18 protein-coding genes, 1 tRNA gene and 1 pseudogene are annotated in these 19749 nt (G+C 60.3%); 12 read left to right on the forward strand and 8 right to left on the reverse strand.

Going from position 1 to position 19749, the window contains the following annotated elements; all coding sequences use genetic code 11:
- Nucleotides 1–1056: HNH endonuclease signature motif containing protein (locus HMPREF2129_RS10590; RefSeq protein WP_052092762.1), on the reverse strand; the 1056-nt coding region annotated here is incomplete at its 3' end.
- Nucleotides 1057–1300: 244 nt separating this feature from the next.
- Between HMPREF2129_RS10590 and HMPREF2129_RS04475 the strand changes: the two genes are divergently transcribed.
- Nucleotides 1301–2869, forward strand: a complete 1569-nt coding sequence (locus HMPREF2129_RS04475) for an MFS transporter (RefSeq protein ID WP_034663737.1) — start codon at nucleotides 1301–1303, stop codon at nucleotides 2867–2869.
- Here the strand turns inward: HMPREF2129_RS04475 and HMPREF2129_RS04480 are convergent.
- A complete protein-coding gene (locus HMPREF2129_RS04480) occupies nucleotides 2841–4037 on the reverse strand; it encodes an alpha-amylase family protein (protein ID WP_232218100.1) in 1197 nt (398 codons plus the stop codon). The two genes, HMPREF2129_RS04475 and HMPREF2129_RS04480, sit on opposite strands and share 29 nt — an antisense overlap.
- Before the next feature lie 129 nt (nucleotides 4038–4166).
- Between HMPREF2129_RS04480 and HMPREF2129_RS04485 the strand changes: the two genes are divergently transcribed.
- Together HMPREF2129_RS04485 and HMPREF2129_RS04490 are read left to right on the forward strand one after the other, a co-directional pair.
- Nucleotides 4167–4367, forward strand: coding sequence for a helix-turn-helix transcriptional regulator (locus HMPREF2129_RS04485; RefSeq protein ID WP_034663740.1), 201 nt, complete (start codon nucleotides 4167–4169; stop codon nucleotides 4365–4367).
- A gap of 24 nt (nucleotides 4368–4391) precedes the next feature.
- Nucleotides 4392–4907, forward strand: a complete 516-nt coding sequence (locus HMPREF2129_RS04490) for a hypothetical protein (RefSeq protein WP_034663743.1) — start codon at nucleotides 4392–4394, stop codon at nucleotides 4905–4907.
- 295 nt (nucleotides 4908–5202) lie between these two features.
- Here HMPREF2129_RS04490 and HMPREF2129_RS04495 read toward each other — a convergent pair.
- Nucleotides 5203–6435 (reverse strand): annotated as a pseudogene (locus tag HMPREF2129_RS04495) (glutaminase); the annotation flags it as partial.
- 115 nt (nucleotides 6436–6550) lie between these two features.
- Between HMPREF2129_RS04495 and HMPREF2129_RS04500 the strand changes: the two are divergent.
- Nucleotides 6551–7435: an SDR family oxidoreductase gene (locus HMPREF2129_RS04500; RefSeq protein WP_034663747.1), complete on the forward strand. Its 885-nt coding sequence runs from the start codon at nucleotides 6551–6553 to the stop codon at nucleotides 7433–7435.
- On the opposite strand, the gene HMPREF2129_RS04505 is transcribed toward HMPREF2129_RS04500, so the two are convergent.
- From HMPREF2129_RS04505 to HMPREF2129_RS04515, 3 genes are all read right to left on the reverse strand, one after another.
- Nucleotides 7392–7967 carry a carboxymuconolactone decarboxylase family protein gene (locus tag HMPREF2129_RS04505; RefSeq protein WP_052092765.1) on the reverse strand — a complete coding sequence of 192 codons (576 nt, stop codon included), beginning with the start codon at nucleotides 7965–7967 and terminating at the stop codon, nucleotides 7392–7394. The genes HMPREF2129_RS04500 and HMPREF2129_RS04505 overlap by 44 nt on opposite strands.
- 43 nt (nucleotides 7968–8010) lie before the next feature.
- Nucleotides 8011–8658: an MIP/aquaporin family protein gene (locus HMPREF2129_RS04510; RefSeq protein WP_034663750.1), complete on the reverse strand. Its 648-nt coding sequence runs from the start codon at nucleotides 8656–8658 to the stop codon at nucleotides 8011–8013.
- A 115-nt stretch (nucleotides 8659–8773) separates the two neighbouring features.
- A tRNA-Leu gene (locus tag HMPREF2129_RS04515) sits at nucleotides 8774–8857 on the reverse strand.
- Nucleotides 8858–9011: 154 nt separating this feature from the next.
- Between HMPREF2129_RS04515 and HMPREF2129_RS04520 the strand changes: the two genes are divergently transcribed.
- The 8 genes from HMPREF2129_RS04520 (at nucleotide 9012) to crgA (ending at nucleotide 18083) form a co-directional block, all read left to right on the forward strand.
- Entirely contained in the window at nucleotides 9012–9803 is a 792-nt protein-coding gene (locus HMPREF2129_RS04520; protein ID WP_034663753.1) for a DUF3662 and FHA domain-containing protein, read from the forward strand.
- A gap of 21 nt (nucleotides 9804–9824) precedes the next feature.
- Nucleotides 9825–10286, forward strand: a complete 462-nt coding sequence (locus HMPREF2129_RS04525) for an FHA domain-containing protein FhaB/FipA (RefSeq protein WP_034663755.1) — start codon at nucleotides 9825–9827, stop codon at nucleotides 10284–10286.
- The gene (locus HMPREF2129_RS04530; RefSeq protein WP_034663757.1) at nucleotides 10283–11641 is read left to right on the forward strand and encodes a PP2C family protein-serine/threonine phosphatase; all 1359 of its coding nucleotides are present in this window, start codon (nucleotides 10283–10285) and stop codon (nucleotides 11639–11641) included. The genes HMPREF2129_RS04525 and HMPREF2129_RS04530 overlap by 4 nt, the downstream gene beginning before the upstream one ends.
- On the forward strand, nucleotides 11641–12942 hold the full coding sequence (locus HMPREF2129_RS04535; protein WP_034663760.1) for an FtsW/RodA/SpoVE family cell cycle protein: 1302 nt from the start codon (nucleotides 11641–11643) through the stop codon (nucleotides 12940–12942). Before HMPREF2129_RS04530 ends, HMPREF2129_RS04535 begins: the two co-directional genes overlap by 1 nt.
- Nucleotides 12939–14387, forward strand: a complete 1449-nt coding sequence (locus HMPREF2129_RS04540; protein WP_034663762.1) for a penicillin-binding transpeptidase domain-containing protein — start codon at nucleotides 12939–12941, stop codon at nucleotides 14385–14387. The genes HMPREF2129_RS04535 and HMPREF2129_RS04540 overlap by 4 nt, the downstream gene beginning before the upstream one ends.
- A gap of 2 nt (nucleotides 14388–14389) precedes the next feature.
- The gene (locus HMPREF2129_RS04545; RefSeq protein ID WP_034663765.1) at nucleotides 14390–15772 is read left to right on the forward strand and encodes a serine/threonine-protein kinase; all 1383 of its coding nucleotides are present in this window, start codon (nucleotides 14390–14392) and stop codon (nucleotides 15770–15772) included.
- Nucleotides 15773–15786: 14 nt separating this feature from the next.
- Nucleotides 15787–17730, forward strand: a complete 1944-nt coding sequence (gene pknB, locus HMPREF2129_RS04550; RefSeq protein WP_034663767.1) for a Stk1 family PASTA domain-containing Ser/Thr kinase — start codon at nucleotides 15787–15789, stop codon at nucleotides 17728–17730.
- A gap of 77 nt (nucleotides 17731–17807) precedes the next feature.
- The gene (crgA, locus tag HMPREF2129_RS04555) at nucleotides 17808–18083 is read left to right on the forward strand and encodes a cell division protein CrgA (RefSeq protein ID WP_034663769.1); all 276 of its coding nucleotides are present in this window, start codon (nucleotides 17808–17810) and stop codon (nucleotides 18081–18083) included.
- Nucleotides 18084–18439: 356 nt separating this feature from the next.
- On the opposite strand, the gene HMPREF2129_RS04560 is transcribed toward crgA, so the two are convergent.
- On the reverse strand, nucleotides 18440–19090 hold the full coding sequence (locus HMPREF2129_RS04560; RefSeq protein WP_034663772.1) for a rhomboid family intramembrane serine protease: 651 nt from the start codon (nucleotides 19088–19090) through the stop codon (nucleotides 18440–18442).
- The gene (locus HMPREF2129_RS04565; protein WP_034663801.1) at nucleotides 19091–19612 is read right to left on the reverse strand and encodes a peptidylprolyl isomerase; all 522 of its coding nucleotides are present in this window, start codon (nucleotides 19610–19612) and stop codon (nucleotides 19091–19093) included.
- Between the last annotated feature and the right edge of the window lie 137 nt (nucleotides 19613–19749).

A 19749-nucleotide genomic window follows, 5' to 3' on the forward strand; every position in this document is an offset into this window, starting at 1 on the left:
GGGGTGGACGGTATTAGGCACCAGGTACCCCCGTGGTGATCTCCACATCGGTGCGCCCCGGATATTCTCCAGCCGGCCGCGGTGGGGTTTGGTGGGGTCATCGTCGTTGGTTCTGTTGTGGTACCTGCACAGCATGGCCAGGTTGTTCATGTTGGTCATTCCACCTTGTGACCATGCTTTGATGTGGTGGACCTCGCAGTTATCTGCCGCGTGCCGGCAGTCTGGTACTGGACACGTCGGCATGGTGGCCCGGGCTAGGTCGCGTTGCTTCTGATTGGCGAAGCGTTGGGTGTCATACAGATTCACCGGTCCTTCTTGTGGGTGGAACATCGCTACTTCGAGGATGTCCCCAAAATTCTGGGCCAGGAACTCCGCCCCAGTCATCGTGGTGCCGTCAGTCAGCCCCAGGATGACATCATCGCCCGCACCACTCATGATCTTGATCTGCTCATCCAGTGGGATGAGGACCAGCGGACGTGGCGCAGCAGGAGCAATACCGGATGGGGTCTCGCCCTCGTCGGGGCGTAGTCCCAGGATGGCCATGAGCTTTTCGTACATTTGGGGGCCAGCAGGACCATCGCCTAGGTTTTGGCGTGCTGCGAACTCAAGGACTGCAGCATCTTCTTCCAGGGCTGTGATGATGATGGGGCGCCGTTTCTTATTCGAGCGACCAAACCCCACGGTGGGTTCTGGGGCAGGCTTGTCCACCTCGGGCACGATGTTTTTTGAACGGCGCTGAAGCGTCGCATAATCCCCCGGAACAGACAGCAGGGCAAGACGCAGCCGCCACTTCTCGGCGGGGTCCTTAATGGAGGAGAGTCTGGATTCGATGTAGACCAGTTGATCCATCGACTTCCGGGTCGAGCGCGCGATCTTGATGGCGTTGGCTTGTTTGCGGGTGAACTTCGTCGACCCGTAGTAGACCTTGTGGACTTTGGCCCATTCACGCATCAGAGCGGGTTTGCAGCCAAGGCTGATGAGCTCCTGGGCATCAAAGGATGCCAGGGTCTCAATGGGGTTGGTTAACCCCGCTACTGAAGCTGCAAAAGAAGTCATGCCATGGACGCTAAACGCAAATGCAACAACGCGCGAAAAGGGCCTGAAAATCCTGTGGATAACCGGAAAAACTATCCACAGGGTCCGCACACTGAAGCGCGCGCAGGAGGCCGAAGGCCAGCACAAACAGCCCGGTTCCACGAAAACCGAAAAAAGATTTAAACACTTAGCGCGGAATCAACCGGTTGGTCGATGTTGGGGGTTCGGAGGCGGGCATACATTCGGGGTTGTCGAAAGGAAAACTATGAGCACCACCCAAACAACCAACCCCGGCCGGTGGATGGCTCTGACGGTTTTGGCCGCCGGGCTGTCCCTGATTGTGCTCGACGGAACGATCGTAGGCGTCGCTTTGCCGACGATGATTTCCGCCCTTCATCTCACCCTCACTGACGCCCAGTGGGTTAATGCTATTTATAACGTTATTTTCGCGGCTCTCCTGTTGGGGTCGGGGCGGCTGGGTGACCGTATTGGGCGGCGCACCACGTTCATCGCGGGTGTGGTTCTGTTCGTTGCCGGCTCTCTCCTGGCGGCAACCGCGGCAGGGGCGGGTAGCCTCATCGCGTCACGCGCGGTGCAGGGTATCGGTGGGGCGTTGGTGTTGCCGGCGACGTTGTCGTCGGTAAATTCGCTCTTCCACGGCAAGGATCGCGCGGCGGCGTTCGGCGTGTGGGGCGCGGTGATGAGTGGCATGGCAGCACTTGGCCCTCTACTGGGTGGTGTGCTGACGGAGTATGTGTCGTGGCGCTGGATCTTCTGGGTGAACTTACCACTAGGCCTGCTGGTTATCGCGGGCATTATCGCGTGGGTGCCGCAGACGCACGGCAAGCAGTACTCGCGCGGGGTAGACGTGGACGGGCTGCTTACCTCCGCAATCGGCTTCGGCTTGGTGGTGTTCGGCCTCATCGAAGCAAGCGCGCTCGGCTGGTGGGAGAAGAAGGCGACGCTCCACCTGGGTCCGTGGGAGTGGCCGGCAAGCTGGACCATTTCCCCAGTGCCGTTCGCGATCGGAATCGGGCTCATCTTCATCGGCCTGTTCCTCCGCTGGGAACTCCACCGTGCCCGCAACGGCCGCGATGCGCTGTTGGATCTGAGCCTGTTCAAGGTAGGTACCTTCTCCTGGGGTAACCTCACGGCGGCGACGGTGGCTATCGGCGAGTTTTCCCTCATGTTCGTGTTGCCGTTGTTCCTGGTGAACTCCATGGGGCTGTCCACCCTCACCACCGGTGTTGTGTTGGCGGGGATGGCGTTGGGGGCGTTTGCGTCGGGGGCGCAGGCACGCCATGTGGCGGCGCGGCTGACGGCACCGGGTGTGGTGGTGCTGGGCTTGAGCTTGGAGGTCATCGGGGTGGTGCTGCTGGCGTGGGTGGTGGCGGCGCAGGCGTCGATTTGGCTGGTTGTGGCTACGCTCGTGGTGTACGGCGTGGGGCTGGGGCTTGCGTCGGCGCAGCTCACGTCGACGGTGCTGGGCGACATCCCGGAGGAGCTTTCGGGCGCGGGTTCGGCTACTCAGTCGACGGTGCGCCAGTTGGGTTCGGCGTTCGGTGCGGCGATCGCGGGCTCGGCGCTGGGGGTGGCTATGTCGCATACGATCCCGGCGACGGGTGTGCCGGCGGAGTTGGCGCAGGCTACGGAGTCGTCGGCAGGTTCGGCGATCACGGCGCTGCGCGAGACGGCTGAAGCGAGCGCTGAGGTCATCCGCAGCTTGGAGGCTGGTTTCGCCCAGTCGGCGGCGTGGTCGATCGGCTTTTCGGCGCTGTTTCTGGTGCTTGGCCTGGTGGGCTCGTTTATGGTTCTGCGGGCATCGCGTAGATAGTCTCGCCCTCACTGCTCACTCGCACGCCAGGCGCAGGTTGGAGCCAGGCTTCAACGAGTAGCTTTTCCGCGCCATCGGTCACCTCATACCGAATCGTCTCATTTGTCTTGTCCAGGACTTCGACTGTGGCCCGGGTGAGCCACGGGTGGCGGCGGCGCAGACCGATGAGGGCTTGGTGCTCGCGGGAGATCCAGGCACCAAGGTCAGAGAGTTCTTCCGGGGTTGCGGGCAGAGGTGGGCGGACCGGGTCGTCCGCGTGGAAGCCTTCCCCGCGCATAGCCTGAAAGCCCTGTTCATCGCCGTAGTAGATGCTGGGCATACCAGGCAATGTCATGAGGAAAGCCAAGGCCAGGATCGCTTTTTCGGGGCCGACTTTGGCGGCGATGCGGTCCACGTCGTGGTTGCCTATGAAGGTGTTGGGGACCATCGCTTCGCAGATGGCGGCGTGGCGGGTGAGGGAGTGGTCGAGCTCCCAAAAGTTTTCGTCGAAAAGCGAGCTCCAGATGGCTTTCCAGAGCTCGTATTGTGTGACGGAATCGAGGGTGCCGTCGGCGGCGATTTGGACGTAATCGCCGTGGATGACCTCGCCGAGGAAGATCGCGTCGGGGTAGTCGGCGCGGACGCGGCCCAGGACTTCGGCCCAGAATGCGGGCGGGACGGAGTAGGCGACGTCGAGACGCCAACCGGCGATGCCGCGCGCGAGCCAGAACTTCATGATGTCGGTGACCAGCTCTTTCACGCGCTCGTCGTCGTGATGGAGCGTTGCTAGATCCTCGTGGCCCTCCCAGTTGGTGCTGCCTGCGAGGCCTTCGGCAACAAGCGGGTGCGTGGCGGCAACGTGGTTGAACACGCCGTCGAGCATGACTTTGATGCCGCGGCGGTGGCACTCGGCCATGAGCCAGTCGAAGTCGTCGTTGGTGCCGAGGCGAGGGTCGATGCGGTAGTGATCGAGCGTGTCATAACCGTGGCTGACGGATTCAAAGATGGGGCCGAGCAGCAGGCCGTCGCAGCCGAGCTCGATGAGGTAGTCCAGCCACGGCTCGAGCTGGCGCAGGCGCGGGGCGGCATCGGAGCCGTCCCCGGCGCGGTCCCGGATCGGGGCGCCGGTGGCTCCGAGGGGGTAGACGTGCCACCAGATGGTGTCCATAGTTTTCGGCGCGTTAGTCATGCGCCCCATCGTAGTGTTCACGCAGCACTGCGACACTTTGTGTAACTTTTTGCCAAGTTTCCTTTACATTCTGTCGCATTGCTTTTATTGTGTGGGTAAGCCACCTAACACACCGAAGGAGGCAAAAACATGGCAAACATGGTGAGGCAGTGGCGGCGCTGGCTGGACCTTTCGCAGGCAGAACTCGCGGGGAAGGTCGGTGTGTCGCGGCAGACCATCGCCAATATTGAGAAAGGCAACTACTCCCCTTCCGTCTACCTCGCACTCGATGTGTGCCGGGTTCTTGGCAAAACGGTCGAGGAAGTCTTCGGGGATGGGCAAGAAAGCTAACAACACAAGAAAGGCACAATTCCAATGAGCATCTTCACAACTATCGGTGACGGTGTCCTTTCCAAAGTGACTGGGCACCTCGGCGACGAATACCAGGAATCCATGGTGCACAAGTCCCAAACTGTTGCTTTCAGCATGGTGCCCCCTTTCGCTTTCCTCGCTGGTGCGATCTTGGCGTGGGCTCTGCCGGGGCAGTATTCCTGGCTTTCATTCCTGGTCTTCCTGCCTGTTGCGGGGCCGGAACTCATCAGCTCAGGCTGGTTGAAGGCGCACGCACCGCGCCCGAAGGGGAACTTCAAGGGGTACCTTGGGCTGGCTTTACTCAACCTTGCGTTGGCGTTGGTCATGGTGAGTGGCATCGCTTTCAACGTGGGTGACGGCCAATGGTCACTGATCATTGGGGCCATCGTCGGTGGAGCTATGGCCCTCGTTTTCGCACCACGCATCTTGGCCAGGCGCAACGCCCAAGACGAAAAGCGGCTGAACGCCCAAGCTGCCATGCAGGAAGACCTACAGGAAAACCTACAGGAAGACCTGTAGGAAAGATAGGGAACTAGTCCTGCTGAGTGAGCGGCTTAAGGCGCTTGCGAATCTCCCCGCGCCAGTGCTCCGCCGCCTCCTCGTAGCGGGGCGTGAGGCCGCGGTGGGTGACTTCGACGGTGGTGGCGCCTTCGGAATCTCTGCCAAAGTCAAAGATGATGTCAGACTCCGCCCACTCCTCGTCGGCACTGTGCCAGACGAGGCGGTCGCCGGTCTCGTCTTCGGCGACGTCAAAATCCACTTCCGGTTCAGCCAGGGCCGTGTAAGCCTCCTCCGGGGTGACGGTGAGCTCGAAAGACTCGGAGACATCCTGGATGGAATCCACCTTCGTGCCATCGGAGAACTCATAATCCGGCATAGCTGAGGCAGGATCGTAGACCGCGACGTCGAAACCGTCCTCCCGGAATTGGCGCAGCCCCTCCTTGACCAGGCGGCGACCGGCAAGGTTGAAGGAGGTGACATGCCGGAAGTCCAGAACCAGGTTGTCACCAACAAGCTTGCGTTCCACTAAGTCATGGAGGATCGTCTCCGCGGCGATGAAGTTGATCATCCCTTGCAGCTCCACGATATTGGTCTCGCCCTTACGGTGAACCGCGCGGATACCCGGCGCGGAGTAGTAGTTGGACGCCATCATGTGGAGTCCCAGAGTAGACGACAAGCTTTGGAAGATGTCCACACCACGCACCGAGTTGCCCTCACTGTTGAGCCGCGGCGACAAGGACGCCGCACCGAGCTGACCAGGCAACGTACCAATCAGGCCACCTGCCACACCGGATTTGGCGGGGATGCCCACGGAGCTCATCCAGCGGCCGGACCCGTCGTACATGCCGCAGGATGCCATCACGGCCTGCGTCAGGCGACACGCCTTGGTACTGAGTACCCGCTCCCCCGTGACCGGCTGTAGCCCACCGTTGGCCAAGGTGGCAGCCATCACGGCGAGGTCGCGCACGGTGACGAGGATGGAGCACTGCCGCGTGTAGCTTTCCACAGCATCGTGCACGTCCCCGGTGATCATTCCGTATTCGCGCAGCATGTGGGCCAGCGCCAGGTTTCGGTCAGCGGTGGCTAATTCACCCTGCAAGATGGATTCATCCACTGTCAACGTCCGCCCGGCCAGGCGGGAGAAGGCAGAAAGGATAGCCGCATCATCCCCTACCATCCGGTTCACGGCGATGGCGCCGGCGTTGATCATGGGGTTGGCGGGGCGGTGCGTGGCGCGATCAAGCGAAAGCTCGTTGAACGCCTCGCCGGAGGGTTCAACGCCAACGTGGTTGTGTACCTTGTCCTCCCCAAGCTGATCTAGCGCGACCGCGTAGACGAAGGGTTTGGAGATGGATTGGATGGTGAATTCATATTCATCATCCCCCACCGAATAAAGGTGACCGGAGCGCGTACACACCGCGAGGGCGAGTTTGTCCGGGTCGGCGTTACGCAGCCCTTCGATGTAGTCGGCGTTTGCGCCGTCGGTGTTGGGGCGGACCTCGTCGAGGATCGCGGTGAGGTAGCTGGGAATCGGGCTGCGCGGCATGCGGTTCAGTCTAAGCCCGTGGGCGAAATCGCCATATTTCGGTGGCGGAGTTCCCTAGGATACGTGGTGCCCTCTTTATTTTGACCATAAAACTAAAGTGGCAAAGGAGAACCTCATGAAAAATTCGTACGCCGTGGTTACGGGCGCCGCCTCTGGCATTGGCAAACAGGTTGCTATTCAGCTCGCTGCTGATGGGTGGCCGGTGGTCATCACTGATATCAACGATGAAGGCCTGCGGGGCACCGCCCGGGAGGTCGGCAGTGCGGTGCTGGATGCGACGGCGCTGGACGTGTCAGATCAGCCGAAGGTGGCCGAGTGGGGGCAGCGGATTATCGCGGAGCATGGCGTGCCGCATTCCGTTTATCACGTCGGCGGGATCTCCATGTGGGGCAGCGTGGCTGCGATGCCGCTTGAAAAATGGCAGAAGCTTATCAGCGTCAACCTGATGGGCACCATCCACATCATTCGTGCTCTTGTCCCGTTGATGATGGACGACGGGCCCTTGACCGGTGCGGCCGCGAAGGAACTGGGGCCACGGCGCCTGGTGTGCGTGGCCAGCTCCGCGGGCATTTTGGGGTTGCCGTGGCATGCGGCATATTCAGCGTCGAAAGGCGGTGTGCTCTCCATGCTGGAGGTGCTGCGCTTTGACTTGGCACCCTACGGCATCAAGGTGCATGCGGTGGCGCCCGGCGCGGTGGATACGGGGCTGGTGCGCACCATCGATATTGACGGCATTGATCAGAACAACCCACGCGTGCAGAAGGCCAAGAAGCTCTTCCAACGCCATGCCGTATCCCCTGCCAAGTGCGCGCAGATCATTCTGCGGGGCGTGCGCCGAAATAAGTACCTCATCACCACTGGTGCGGACGTGAAGATTGGCCGGTGGGCGCAAGTGAACCTGCCGTTTGTGTACCGGTGGGCCATGACCGGTCTTAACCGGGCGTTCCAGTGGGTGGCTAAGGACGCGGCTCGTCAAGAGGCACATGGAGCACGTCCATGAGGGTAGCCAGCCCGTCGTAATTGGTCACCAACAGAAGGAGTGCGGTGAGTTCTTTCTCGTTGATGTGGCGCATGAGATCGGCGTACACGGCGTCGGAGATTTGGCGGTGGCGGATGAGGTCATCGGTAGCGTCAATAAGCATCCCGCGGCGACCGGTCAAGCCGTGCTCTTCCTGTTGGACCGCTTCGATATCGGTGGCGGTGAGCCCAGCTTTCTTACCCAGACGCTTGTGGTGCTCCAATTCATACTCCGCGTCGCGCAGCGCGGCCACGCGCAGGATGATCAGCTCAGATTCTTGACGGGAGAGAATGCCAAACGGCATGAGCATCCCCGAGTACACCAGCCATGGCAGGAAGTTTCGGCGCGCGCGGCCCACCGCCGGGAACAGGTTGAGGGTCTTGCTGCCCTGCACGAGGCCCCCAATACGGTCCGCTAAACGCGCCAACACCGCCACCTCCCCGGGCTTTCCTGGGCCTGGGCGGGTAGCGGTGTTGATAGGAAGCTTGGGCAGTGGGAAGGTACGTTCAGCCATAGTTTCCTAGGCTAAACTATCTCGCTGCCGTGCGTTGTGCGTTTTAGGCGTCGACGTTCTGCTCGTGGTCAGCCGGGCTGAAGACGCGGAAGGCCACAGCTGCGAGGGCTGCACCGATGAGCGGAGCAACGATGTAGAGCCAAATGTTTGCCCAGTCGAAATTGCCGTTGACTGCAAGGCCGATGGCCACCGCCGGGTTGAAGCCGCCACCGGAGATGGAGCCAACAGCGAAAGCACCGGTCATAACAGTTGCGCCAATGGCCAGGCCGTAAAAGGAGTTGCCGTCGGTGTCCTTGGAGGTGGCAACGTTGAGCACGACCCACACGAGGATGAAGGTGAACACAGCCTCGACGATGAATGCCGGGGCAGTCTCAATCTGAGCAGCCGTCGGCGCCTCGGAGAACACGCCGCGGGTGATCAGGGCACCCACGATGCCACCCAAGATCTGTGCCACCCAGTAAATGACCATCTCGGTGGCGGTCATTGCGCCACGTAGGAATGCGCCAAGGGACACTGCCGGGTTCACGTGGCCGCCGGAGATGTGGCCAGTGGAGTACACCAGAATCATCAAGGCGAAGCCAATGGCGATCGGTGCGAACGCGCCTGCGGTGGTGACAGCGGACACGATGGTGAACACGAACAGCAGGGTGGCCAGGAACTCAGTACCAGCCTTGCGGAAGATGTCGTTCATAACACGTCTTTCTATTCGGGAAAATGGATGTCAGACCCGAAAGATCTTAGGAGATAGACGTGCAGAAGGAAGAATGACCCGCCGGATGTGCATATCCGACGGGTCTTTCTGTTCGTGCCCGGGGGGGGACTTGAACCCCCACGTTCTTGCGAACACTGGCACCTGAAGCCAGCGCGTCTGCCAATTCCGCCACCCGGGCGGGCGACTAAGTAAACATAGCACGCACCCAGCGGGTACCGTCAAATTACGTGTTCATGGAGCATTTTTGTTTGTGCAGCTAGGTTGTTTGCCCGCGAAACTCTATACTGTCTGTCGAAACTAGAGCGGTTGATCGTGAGAGGAGGTGTGGGTAGATGGCCTTGATGGACCGATTGGCCAAGTTCGACAGTGCCCTGCAGCGCGGTTTGGATAACGGTTTTGCGGCGGTCTTCGGGGGGCGTGTTGTTCCGGCTGAGCTGGAGGAACTGCTTAAGCAGGAAGCCCAGGATTGTGTCGTGGCGCATGAGGATGATGATTTGGCGGTGCCGAATGTCTACGCCATTGGTGTGTCATCGAAAGATCTGGAAAACCTGTCGCAGGACCCAGACCTGCCCACACATCTTGCAGGCCAGCTCACCCGCTTTATCCGCAACATGAGGTGGGGCCTGTATGGGCCGGTGGTGGTGCGTGTGGCGGAAGAGTCGGGCCTACGCACCGGCCAGCTGCGTGTTTCCTCGTATGTTGATGCGACCCCGGATGTGGACAGCGGATTCGACGCGATTGTTGCAGCTGCCCGGCCGTCACGCCCGGCTGAACCAAAAGAAGTCCCAGCCCAGCCAAATCAGGAGAACGCCATGCCCACACCTTCCGTGACACTGCTGCTTCAGGACGGGTCCTCGCGGACGTACCAGGTCCGGCAGGGGTCGACGATCCTGGGCCGTTCCAATGATGCGGATTTCCGCATTCCGGATACCGGGGTGTCCCGCCAGCATGCGGAGATCATTTGGGATGGCCAGACGGCGTTTCTGGTGGATTTGCAGTCCACGAATGGGACGACGGTGAATGATCAGCCGGTGGAAAACTGGGAGCTGGCGGATGGTGATGTGATTACACTTGGCCATTCAACTATTGAGGTGCGCATCGCCGGACCGCGGCAGGGCGTTTAGAGCGGAGGTTGCTGGTTTCTCATGGATAGTGCTCTCATGCTCGGGGCCCGTTTCGGCCTGTTGATTCTTTTGTGGCTGTTTATTCTCGTGGTGCTTGCAACACAGCGGAAGGATATTAAAGCAGCTGAGTTGGGTGTGCGGCGGGCGACGTCGGGGGTGGCGCCGGTGCGGGGGGCGTCGAAACGCGAAAAGGCGCGTGAAGTGGTCGTCGTGGAGGGCCCTCTGCAGGGCTCCTACATGGAGGTGGCCAGCTTAGAGGCGCTGACGTTGGGCCGCGCGGACGATAATGATTTTGTGCTGGGCGATGATTTTGCCTCTGCTCGCCATGCGCGGTTGTTCCGGCGTGGATCGGACTGGTTTGTGGAGGACCTGGATTCGCGCAACGGCACGTTTGTGGATGGGTACCGCATTGACCAACCTGAGCGCGTCCAGGTGGGCACGGACATCAAGATGGGGCGCACGATTGTGAGGTTGATGCCATGAGCACGCACACTCTCAAGCTGAATTTTGCCGCTTTTTCGGACCGTGGCCTGGTGCGCGGAAACAACGAGGATTCAGCGTATGCCGGCCCGCATTTGCTGCTGCTCGCGGACGGGATGGGTGGCCACGCTGCTGGTGAGGTTGCCTCGCAGCTCATGGTTGAGCACATGGAGCATTTGGACCGTGACCCTGGGGATGCGGATGTGCTCGCGCTGCTGGCGGCGGCGGCGGAGGATGCGAATGCGTCGATTGAGGCGTCTATAGCCAAAAACCCTGAGCAGAATGGCATGGGCACGACGTTGACGGCTCTCATGTTCAACGGCACCCAGTTTGGTCTGATTCACGTGGGCGATTCGCGTGGTTACCGTCTGCGCGGTGGCGAGTTGACGCAGATCACAGTGGATGACACGTTTGTGCAGTCCTTGGTTGAGCAGGGCAAGTTGCAGGCGGAGGATGTGTCTTCGCACCCGCAGAAGTCCCTCATTTTGAAGGCGTATACGGGTCGGCCGGTCGAGCCGTACTTGGAGTTGCTCGATGCGCGGGCGGGTGACCGGTATTTGCTGTGTTCGGATGGTCTGTCGGACCCAGTCACGCATGAGACGATTGCGTCGACGGTTGGAACGGGCACACCAGCGGAGGCCGCGCAGCGTCTCATTGAGCTCGCGCTGCGTTCGGGTGGGCCGGATAATGTGACGGTTGTCATCGCCGATGTGGTGGACACGGAGGCAGATGGTTGCCCAGAGTTGCCAGCAAAGTCGGCGCTCGCTGGGGCTTTAGCGCTTGTCGACGAACCGACGCACCCCGACACCGCCGCCGGCCGCGCCGCCAAACTGGTGCGCACCCAGAACCGCTCGCAGTCCTCGGACGGGGCGAAGGAGACGGAAGCTCCGGCTGCTGATGATGAGGAGGAGGAGGATCACCCTCGACGCCTCCGCTGGACAGCTCTGATTCTTGCGCTCGCCGTGGTTGCGGCGGGTGTTGTTGGTGCGTGGTGGTTTGATCGCGCGAGTTCAAATACGTACTCCATCACTGTCAATGATGCTGATGAGTTTGTGATCGAACAGGGCTTTACCAACAGCATCCTGGGCAAGCCTTTGCATAAGCCGGTGCAGCAGATCTGCATTAATAGTGAGAACCAAATCACGATCGTAGACACGGATGAGATGCCGAGGAACTGCCAGCGTTTCGGTGTGGCTGATGTGCCGGAGGCCACTGCCGCCCGGGTGCATAGCTTGGGCACCGGCTCTTATTCCGAGATCTCTGACCAGGTGAACCGCCTGGCGGAAGAAGCGTTGCCAGCGTGCGTGGATAAGGTGGATCAGGCAAACTCCTCGCAGAAGTGCAGGGAGGTGTCCTAGTGCGCCCATTATTTTCGCGTGGACGAGAGTTTTTCCTGCTCGTATTTTCGGCAGCGTTGCTGTTGCTCATGCTGGTGGGTTTGGAGCTTTCCCAAGGTAATGCGTTGACAGTGGATATGCTGTGGCTCGTTGGCGGGTTCATTGGTGTGTACGCGATTGCGCATGTGGCGATGTGCTACGCCGCCCCGCACGCGGATCAGGTGTTGTTGCCTTCGGCAGCCACGCTGAACGCGATTGGTTTGGTGATGATTTACCGGCTGGATATTGCCAAGGGCTGGCACTTGGCGGAACGCCAGGTCATGTGGTCCCTCGTCGGTGTGCTTATTTTGGTGGCCACGCTGCTCGTGGTGCGTGACCATAAGGAGCTCACCCGCTTTTCCTACTTGTTGGGCTTGTTGGGTTTGGTGCTGTTGGCCTTGCCGTTGGTGTGGCCCCAGCCGCCGGATGCGGAGGCCCGGATTTGGATTTGGCTTGGCCCGTTTTCTATCCAACCGGGTGAGTTTTCCAAAATTCTGTTGTTGGTTTTCTTCGCCCAACTTCTAGCGCAGAAGCGTTCCCTGTTCACGGTGGCGGGCTACAGCCTGTGGGGCATGACATTCCCGCGTTTGCGTGACCTTGCACCGATTCTCATGGTGTGGGCGATTGCCATTTTGATCATGGCTATATCGAATGACTTCGGCCCGGCGCTGCTGCTCTTTGCCACTGTGCTTGGCATGGTCTACTTCGCCACTGGCCGCACCAGTTGGTTGGTCATTGGCTTCGTGCTGGTGGCCATTGGTGGTTTTACGGTGTACCAGATCTCCGAGAAGATCCAGGACCGTGTGGCGAACTTCCGGGATCCGATTGCCAATATTGACACCTTCGGCTATCAGCCATCTCAGGCCCTGTTCGGTTTGAGTTGGGGCGGCGTGACCGGCACAGGTTTAGGATTTGGCTACCCGCAAACGGTCCCGGTGGCGCATTCGGATTACATCCTCGCCGCGATTGGTGAGGAGCTTGGGTTAGTTGGCCTTGCCGCCGTGCTGGTCATCTTCGCCATTTTTATCAGCCGTGGTTTCCGTACCGCGCTCGCTGTACGCGACACATACGGCAAACTGATCGCCTCGGGTCTTGCGCTGACGATTGCGGTGCAAATTTTCGTGGTCACCGGTGGTGTTTCGGGTCTGATGCCCATGTCGGGTTTGACCACACCGTTCATTTCTGCTGGTGGTTCAGCAGTGATGGCTAACTACATGTTGTTGGGCCTACTGCTGCGTATTTCTAATAGTGCGAATAGGCCGGCTGAGGAGGTGGCGCAGTGAATTCGTCGATACGCATTGGCGCGATTGGTTCCCTTTTCCTCATGGTGATTTTGCTGATCAACCTATCGTGGGTGCAGGTCTTCCATGAAGATGAGTACGCACGCAATCCACGCAACGCGCGGAATTTCGTTGAGGCCAAGCAGATTGAGCGTGGTCAGATTAGTGCGGGTGGGCAGATTCTTGCGCAGTCGTTCGAGGACGACCAGGGACTCTACCAGCGTTCCTACCCCAACATGCCGGTTTCCTTTGCCCCGGTCGTGGGGTACTTGTCGGACCAGTTTGGTGCTGCTGGCCTGGAACAAGGTTTCAACGCGAATCTGAATGGTGAGACGCATGCGACGGGTAGCCGTTTCTTGCGTACCACCGAAAAGCGCGTCGGCGATTCGCTTGAACTCACGCTGGACCCGCAGACACAAGCTACTGCCTTTGACCAGCTAGACAACCGTGGATACGAGGGAGCTGTGGTGGCGTTGCGCCCCTCCACGGGTGAGGTGTTGGCCATGGCGTCGAGTCCTTCCTACGATCCGAATGCGGTGGTCAATCCCGATGGCACGGCAGCGAACGCCGCGTGGGAGTCCATCACCTCGAATCCGGGTAACCCACTTCTCAACCATGCTGCTCAGGAGCAATTGCCACCGGGCTCGATCTTTAAGATCATCACCACAGCTGCAGGCCTGGAAAACGGCTACACGCCGGATTCCCAATTGACAGCGGAGGCCGCGATCACCCTGCCAGGCACCGAGGTGGAACTGACCAACTATGGTGGCCACCCGTGTGGCGGTGGTGGCCAGACCACGCTGCACCAAGCCTTCACATTGTCGTGCAACACAGCTTTTGTGCAGATGGCTACAGAAATGGGCGATGGCCCCTTGCGCGAGGCCGCTACCGCCTTCGGCGTTGGTGAGAAGTATGACCTTGGGCTGCCCAACGCTGCCGGTTCACTGGGCGGCTTGGAGGATCTTGGGGCAGTGGGGCAAAGTGCTATTGGTCAGCGCGACGTCACCATGACAGCCCTGCAAGCAGCCGTTATGGCTGCCACAGTGGCCAATGATGGCCGCCGTATGGAACCGCAGGTGGTCCAGCGCATTGTCAGTCCGAAGATGAAAACCGTGCGGGATTTCCGCGCCCGCCAGGTCACTGAAGCCATCAGCCCTGATATTGCGGCGCAGCTGAAAGACCTCATGCGCAGCTCTGAACGCAACACCCACGGATACAACGGCAACAACTACGCCTCCAAGACCGGCACCGCCGAACACGGCGAAGGGCTGGCACCGCACACGTGGTATGTGGCGTTTGATGAGGATAAAGATGTGGCGGTTGCCGTCGTAGTGAAAAACGGCGGCGGCATGGGCGAAAGCGCCACCGGCGGACAGATTGCCGCCCCCATTGGCCGCACTGTCCTGGCTACCGCCCCCGGCGCGGGTGACCAGCAGGGAGGAAACTAACCATGAATACTGACAACCGCGAAGAACTCCAAAGGCTCATTGGCCCCGACTACACCTTGCAGTGGGTCATCGGCCATGGCGGCATGTCCACCGTGTGGTTGGCGGATGACCCGGCGCATGACCGCGAGGTTGCCATCAAGGTGCTCCGCCCCGAGTTTTCTGCCAACGAGGAGTTCCTGGCCCGCTTCCGCAATGAGGCTTACGCCGCTGAAGACATCACCTCTGAAAACGTTGTAGCAACCTATGACTACCGCGAAGTCCCCAGTGATGAGGGCCACGCAATGTGCTTCATTGTCATGGAGTACATCCGCGGTGAATCTGTGGCCGACCTCCTCCACCGTGAGGGCAGCGTTGAGGAGTCCCTGGCCCTGGACATCCTGGAACAAGCCGCCCATGGCCTCGCTGTTATCCACGACATGGGGCTGGTCCACCGCGACATTAAGCCGGGCAACCTCATGCTCACCCAAAACGGCAAGGTGAAAATCACGGACTTCGGCATTGCTAAGGCTGCCTCCGCCGTCCCACTCACCCGCACCGGCATGGTGGTGGGCACCGCCCAATACGTTTCGCCGGAACAGGCCCAAGGGTTCCCGGTCAACGCTGCCAGCGACGTGTACTCGCTGGGTGTGGTGGGCTATGAGTTGTTGTCGGGGAAGCGGCCGTTTACCGGGGATTCGTCGGTAAGCATTGCTTTGGCGCACGTGTCCAACAACCCCCCGCCACTGTCCACCGGCATTTCCGCGCCGACGCGGGAGTTGATCTCGATTGCTATGCGCAAGGACCCAGCAACTCGCTTTGCCGACGGCGCGGAGTTCCAGCAGGCCATCGCCGATGCGCGCGCGGGACGCCGCCCGACGAAGACCTTCGTCGCCGCCACCCCACCCCAACCGCAAGCATCCACGGCAGAACTCGCTGCCGTGCCCAATGGGACCACACACGTGCCAGCCCTGGAACACGCACAGGCACCAGCCCCCGCTCCCACGAAGAAGTCCGGCGGCTTTGGCATTGGCGTGCTCATCGCCCTGTTCACACTCGTTGCCATTCTCGGTGCCGTGTGGGCGTTGACCTCCGGGGCTTTAGATGGCTTGCTGGGCACGGAACCGACCACCACGTCCACTACAAGCAGCACTACGAGCCCGAGCAGTGAAACGTTGACCACGGAAATCACCACCGTCACAGAACCGCCGACGACCTCCGAACGCACAACAACGTCGGCGGAACCGTCTACGCTGTACAACACCCCTGAGCCGGAGGAGCCCAGCACACCTGAGCCCGAGCCTCCGTACACGCCTGCGCCTGATTCCCCAAGCCAGCACCCGACCCCCTCCCCTACCCCGTACCCCATTCCGGACTTCAACGGAGTCCCTGAACTACCGGGGCTGTAACTTAAAGGAGCATCATGACTCTTATTGGTGAGCGTTACCAGCTGGGTAATTCCATTGGCGCCGGCGGCATGTCTGACGTCTACGTAGCCACTGACATCCTCCTTGGGCGTGAAGTAGCCGTGAAGATGCTCAGGGTGGACATGGCGCGGGATGAGAACTTCCGGGAACGGTTCCGCAGAGAGGCGCAAAATTCTGCACGTCTGAATCACCCGAACATCGTGTCTGTGTACGACACAGGGGAAACGAATGTTAGCGGCATTTCCGTGCCCTACATCATCATGGAGCGCGTGAAAGGCCGTGACCTGCGCGACATCATACGTGAGGATGGTCCGCTGAGCCCAGAGGATGCCGCTGAACTGCTGCTTCCCGTCACCTATGCGTTGCAGGCCAGCCATGATGCCGGCATCATCCACCGCGATGTGAAACCGGCCAACATTATGGTCACCAGCACCGGTGAGGTGAAGGTGATGGACTTTGGTATCGCCCGCGCGCTGGATGATTCAACCGGGGCGATGACGCAGACCTCCGCCGTGATCGGCACCGCGCAGTACCTCTCCCCGGAGCAAGCCCGTGGCCGGAATGCGGATGGGCGTAGTGATGTTTACGCCCTGGGCTGCGTGATGTACGAAACCGTAACGGGCACCCCACCTTTCGAAGGGGAAACCCCCTTTGCTGTGGCGTACCAGCACGTACAGGAGGAGCCGGAGCCGCCAAGCTCCCGCATTTCCAACCTGAGTGAAACGGAAGCGGTGAACGTGGATGCTGTCATCCTCACCGCGATGGCCAAGCACCCCGCGGACAGGTATCAGTCCGCCACGGAGATGGGCGAGGACCTCGAGCGTCTCCGCCGCGGTGCCGTGACTCAGGCCGCGCGTAATCATGTTGCGCACCCGGAAGAGGAGCCGGACTACGAATACGAGTACGAGTACGTCGATGACCCAACACAGACCGCGGTGGTTCCGCAGTCCCGCTACCTGGAGCACCGTAATGAGCAGAACGGTACATCGCGCCAGGGCATGAAGTTGCTCGCGATACTGCTGGCAGCCGTGATTACGTTGGGTGGTGGTGCTGTGGCATTCAACAAGGTCCGCGGGGTGATCACCGGCGAGTCGAATTCAGTGGTTACGGTGCCCAGTGTCGTGGGCAAGACCCGCTCGGAGGCTGTGGCGGAGCTTGAGGATTTGGGGTTGCAGGTCACGGTGAATGAGTCCCCGCACCCGGACGTCCCGCGCGGTGAGGTCCTGTCCATCAACCCCACTGAAGGTTCCCAGTTGAAGCGTGGCGCGAATGTCACCCTGACTGTATCTTCGGGCCGCGAGATCACGGATGTGCCGGATCTCACGGGTCTCACGCCGCAAGAAGCAGCTACAAAGCTGGAGAAAGCAGGGCTCAAGCTTAACGACGACTTGCAGCGCGGCACCTCCGACACCGTCGAGGATGGCAAGATCATGTCCCAGAACCCGGCTGGCGGCACCCAGATTTCAAAGGGTTCGAAGGTCTCCGTCACCGTGTCCACTGGCCACGAGAAGGTCAAGGTTCCGGCGATGCGTGGCATGAACATCGACCAGGTGGAAAGCACCTTTGAATCGTTGGGGCTGAAGACAACCCGCGTGGATGTGGATTCCTCCCGCCCCGTGGGTGAAGTTTTGGCCATCGCCGGTGAAGGCACTGAGGTGCAACGTGAAACCACTATTGAGCTTCGGGTCTCCAACGGACAGATGATCCGTATGCCGGATTTGACCGGGCAGAGCCGTGAAGAAGCCGTGACACGCCTGGGTGAGATGGGGTGGACTGGCCGTCTGATTACCGGTGATTTGGTGGACACCGCTAGCCCATCCCAGCATGGCATCATCGCGGGACACCGTCCGGGCCCGAATGAGGAGGTACGGAAGAACGGTGATATCACCGTGGATCTGTGGCGCAACCCGCTCCTCGACGGTGTTCAAGGGCTGCTGTAGTAACTACTACGCCGCCCACGGTGGTAAAGTCACACATCAGTTGCAGGTAAAAGTAAAGGTAAAGGACATTCGCCGTCATGCCTAAGGCAAAGGTCACTAAAGACAACACCAGCGCTCCGCTGACCACGTCCACCGGTGCAAACCGCACCCCGGTGAAGATCAATACGGGTGGCACGCCCGTGTGGTACAAGGCCCTGATGTTTGGCCTCATGCTCATTGGTCTGTTGTGGATGATCGTGAACTATCTCGCTGGTCCGTCCATCCCAGTGATGAATGAGCTGGGCCCGTGGAACTATCTCATTGGTTTCGGCGGCTTGATCTTGGGTCTGCTGATGACCATGGGGTGGCGTTAACCCCCCTAGTCCGCTCTTTTTAGCCAGCGCTTCCACTCATGTGGGCGCTGGCTTTTTCATGTGGATAGGGTGCGGGGTTATCCACAATTCAACATCCCGCTTTTTTCTTCACATTTTCGGGTGGGTGATCTCCACACTTGCTTTCCCCCACTGTGTAATGCGCTGGTCACCAATGAGGATTCCCATACCGTCTTTCCTTCACAGGCTGTGGAATGTGGGGCGAATGTGATTTACTCACATGTTTGTCCACAACCTGTGGATAACTTTTCTGCGTCCGGGTGTGAAATGTGTGGATATAATCACGCACTTGTCCCCCCGTTGTGTGCGCGGTGCGCAGCCCACTGTCCGTTTAGACGCTAAACGCCGGCTGCATAGATACCCGCGGCAGCGCTGGCAAGAGCAAAGCCAACGCCAGCCCCGGCCCAGCGGACACGCTCGTCGGGAGAGGTCAACGGCCCGGCCATGAGCGCGCCGATAGCCAATCCACCGAGGTGCCCCCACAGGCTCACTTCGGGGCTGAGCAGGGTGTAGGCAACGTTGCCCAACACCAGCACGAGTGGGGCGCGTAGATCCGCATGGCTCCGGGCAGCAATGCCCACCAAAATAGCCATGAGCATGTACAACGCCCCGGAGGCTCCGGCGGTGGGCTGGTCCCACGCAAAGGTGAGCACGGCCGCGGACCCACCGAGCACGCCGGCCAGGTAGGCCACCACGTAGGGGCCAGTGCCAACGGCTCTTTCCACCACGGCGCCAATGACAACGAGGGTGATCAGGTTGATGGTCAGGTGGGAGATGTCCACGTGGAGGAAACCCGCGGTGAGCGCACGCAGAATCCCCATATCGGTGGCGCTGACAGCGGGGCCCCACAGCACGAATGTTGATCCGATGCCGGAACCCCAGATGACGTCTGACACCGAGCGGGATTGCACAGCGGTGAGCAGGAAAACCCCCGCACACAACACGGCAATGACTGTTGTGGCGGGGGCCCCGTAAAGGAGTTTCTTCACTTACTCGACGGTCACAGAGTTGATCACAACGTCCTCAACCGGGCGGTCCATGCGGCCGGTCTGCACGTTGGCCAGTTCGTCGACGACCTTGCGGGAAGCCTCATCGGTGACCTCGCCGAAGATGGTGTGGCGGTTGTTCAGCCACGGGGTGGCGGCCACGGTGATGAAGAACTGGGAGCCGTTGGTGCCCGGGCCAGCGTTAGCCATGGCCAGGAGGTACGGGCGGTCAAACTGGAGCTCCGGGTGGAATTCATCAGCAAACTGGAAACCGGGGCCGCCGGTGCCGGTGCCGGTCGGGTCACCGCCCTGGATCATGAAACCAGGGATGATGCGGTGGAAGATAGCACCGTCGTAGAATGGGCCCTCGGTGGTGCCGGAGGCGTTCTTGGTGGTGTACTCCTGGGTGCCCTTGGCCAGGCCGGTGATGATGTCCACGGTGCTCGGTGCGTGGTTGCCAAACAGGTCAACCTTGATGTCGCCATGGTTGGTGTGGAACGTCAGTGTTTGAGTCTTCTGTGTCATGGGCACCAGGGTACGCGATAGGGCCCGTGTACTGCAGACCTACCCGTGCAGAATCTGGGTAGACAAGTCTGTCTTGCGTTTATATACCGCCCTGTTTAGACTCTGTGCCTATTCACAAACAAACTTATGGATTCATG

It is taken from the genome of Corynebacterium tuscaniense DNF00037 (assembly GCF_000759055.1).
Lineage (GTDB): Bacteria > Actinomycetota > Actinomycetes > Mycobacteriales > Mycobacteriaceae > Corynebacterium > Corynebacterium tuscaniense.

What these genes read in the sequence shown, in the direction of transcription:
- HMPREF2129_RS04475 (WP_034663737.1), top strand. Translation starts at nt 1,301, where the DNA reads ATGAGCACCACCCAAACAACCAACCCCGGCCGGTGGATGGCTCTGACG.
- HMPREF2129_RS04480 (WP_232218100.1), bottom strand. Translation starts at nt 4,037, where the DNA reads ATGACTAACGCGCCGAAAACTATGGACACCATCTGGTGGCACGTCTAC.
- HMPREF2129_RS04485 (WP_034663740.1), top strand. Translation starts at nt 4,167, where the DNA reads ATGGCAAACATGGTGAGGCAGTGGCGGCGCTGGCTGGACCTTTCGCAG.
- HMPREF2129_RS04490 (WP_034663743.1), top strand. Translation starts at nt 4,392, where the DNA reads ATGAGCATCTTCACAACTATCGGTGACGGTGTCCTTTCCAAAGTGACT.
- HMPREF2129_RS04500 (WP_034663747.1), top strand. Translation starts at nt 6,551, where the DNA reads ATGAAAAATTCGTACGCCGTGGTTACGGGCGCCGCCTCTGGCATTGGC.
- HMPREF2129_RS04505 (WP_052092765.1), bottom strand. Translation starts at nt 7,967, where the DNA reads ATGGCTGAACGTACCTTCCCACTGCCCAAGCTTCCTATCAACACCGCT.
- HMPREF2129_RS04510 (WP_034663750.1), bottom strand. Translation starts at nt 8,658, where the DNA reads ATGAACGACATCTTCCGCAAGGCTGGTACTGAGTTCCTGGCCACCCTG.
- HMPREF2129_RS04520 (WP_034663753.1), top strand. Translation starts at nt 9,012, where the DNA reads ATGGCCTTGATGGACCGATTGGCCAAGTTCGACAGTGCCCTGCAGCGC.
- HMPREF2129_RS04525 (WP_034663755.1), top strand. Translation starts at nt 9,825, where the DNA reads ATGGATAGTGCTCTCATGCTCGGGGCCCGTTTCGGCCTGTTGATTCTT.
- HMPREF2129_RS04530 (WP_034663757.1), top strand. Translation starts at nt 10,283, where the DNA reads ATGAGCACGCACACTCTCAAGCTGAATTTTGCCGCTTTTTCGGACCGT.
- HMPREF2129_RS04545 (WP_034663765.1), top strand. Translation starts at nt 14,390, where the DNA reads ATGAATACTGACAACCGCGAAGAACTCCAAAGGCTCATTGGCCCCGAC.
- pknB (WP_034663767.1), top strand. Translation starts at nt 15,787, where the DNA reads ATGACTCTTATTGGTGAGCGTTACCAGCTGGGTAATTCCATTGGCGCC.
- crgA (WP_034663769.1), top strand. Translation starts at nt 17,808, where the DNA reads ATGCCTAAGGCAAAGGTCACTAAAGACAACACCAGCGCTCCGCTGACC.
- HMPREF2129_RS04565 (WP_034663801.1), bottom strand. Translation starts at nt 19,612, where the DNA reads ATGACACAGAAGACTCAAACACTGACGTTCCACACCAACCATGGCGAC.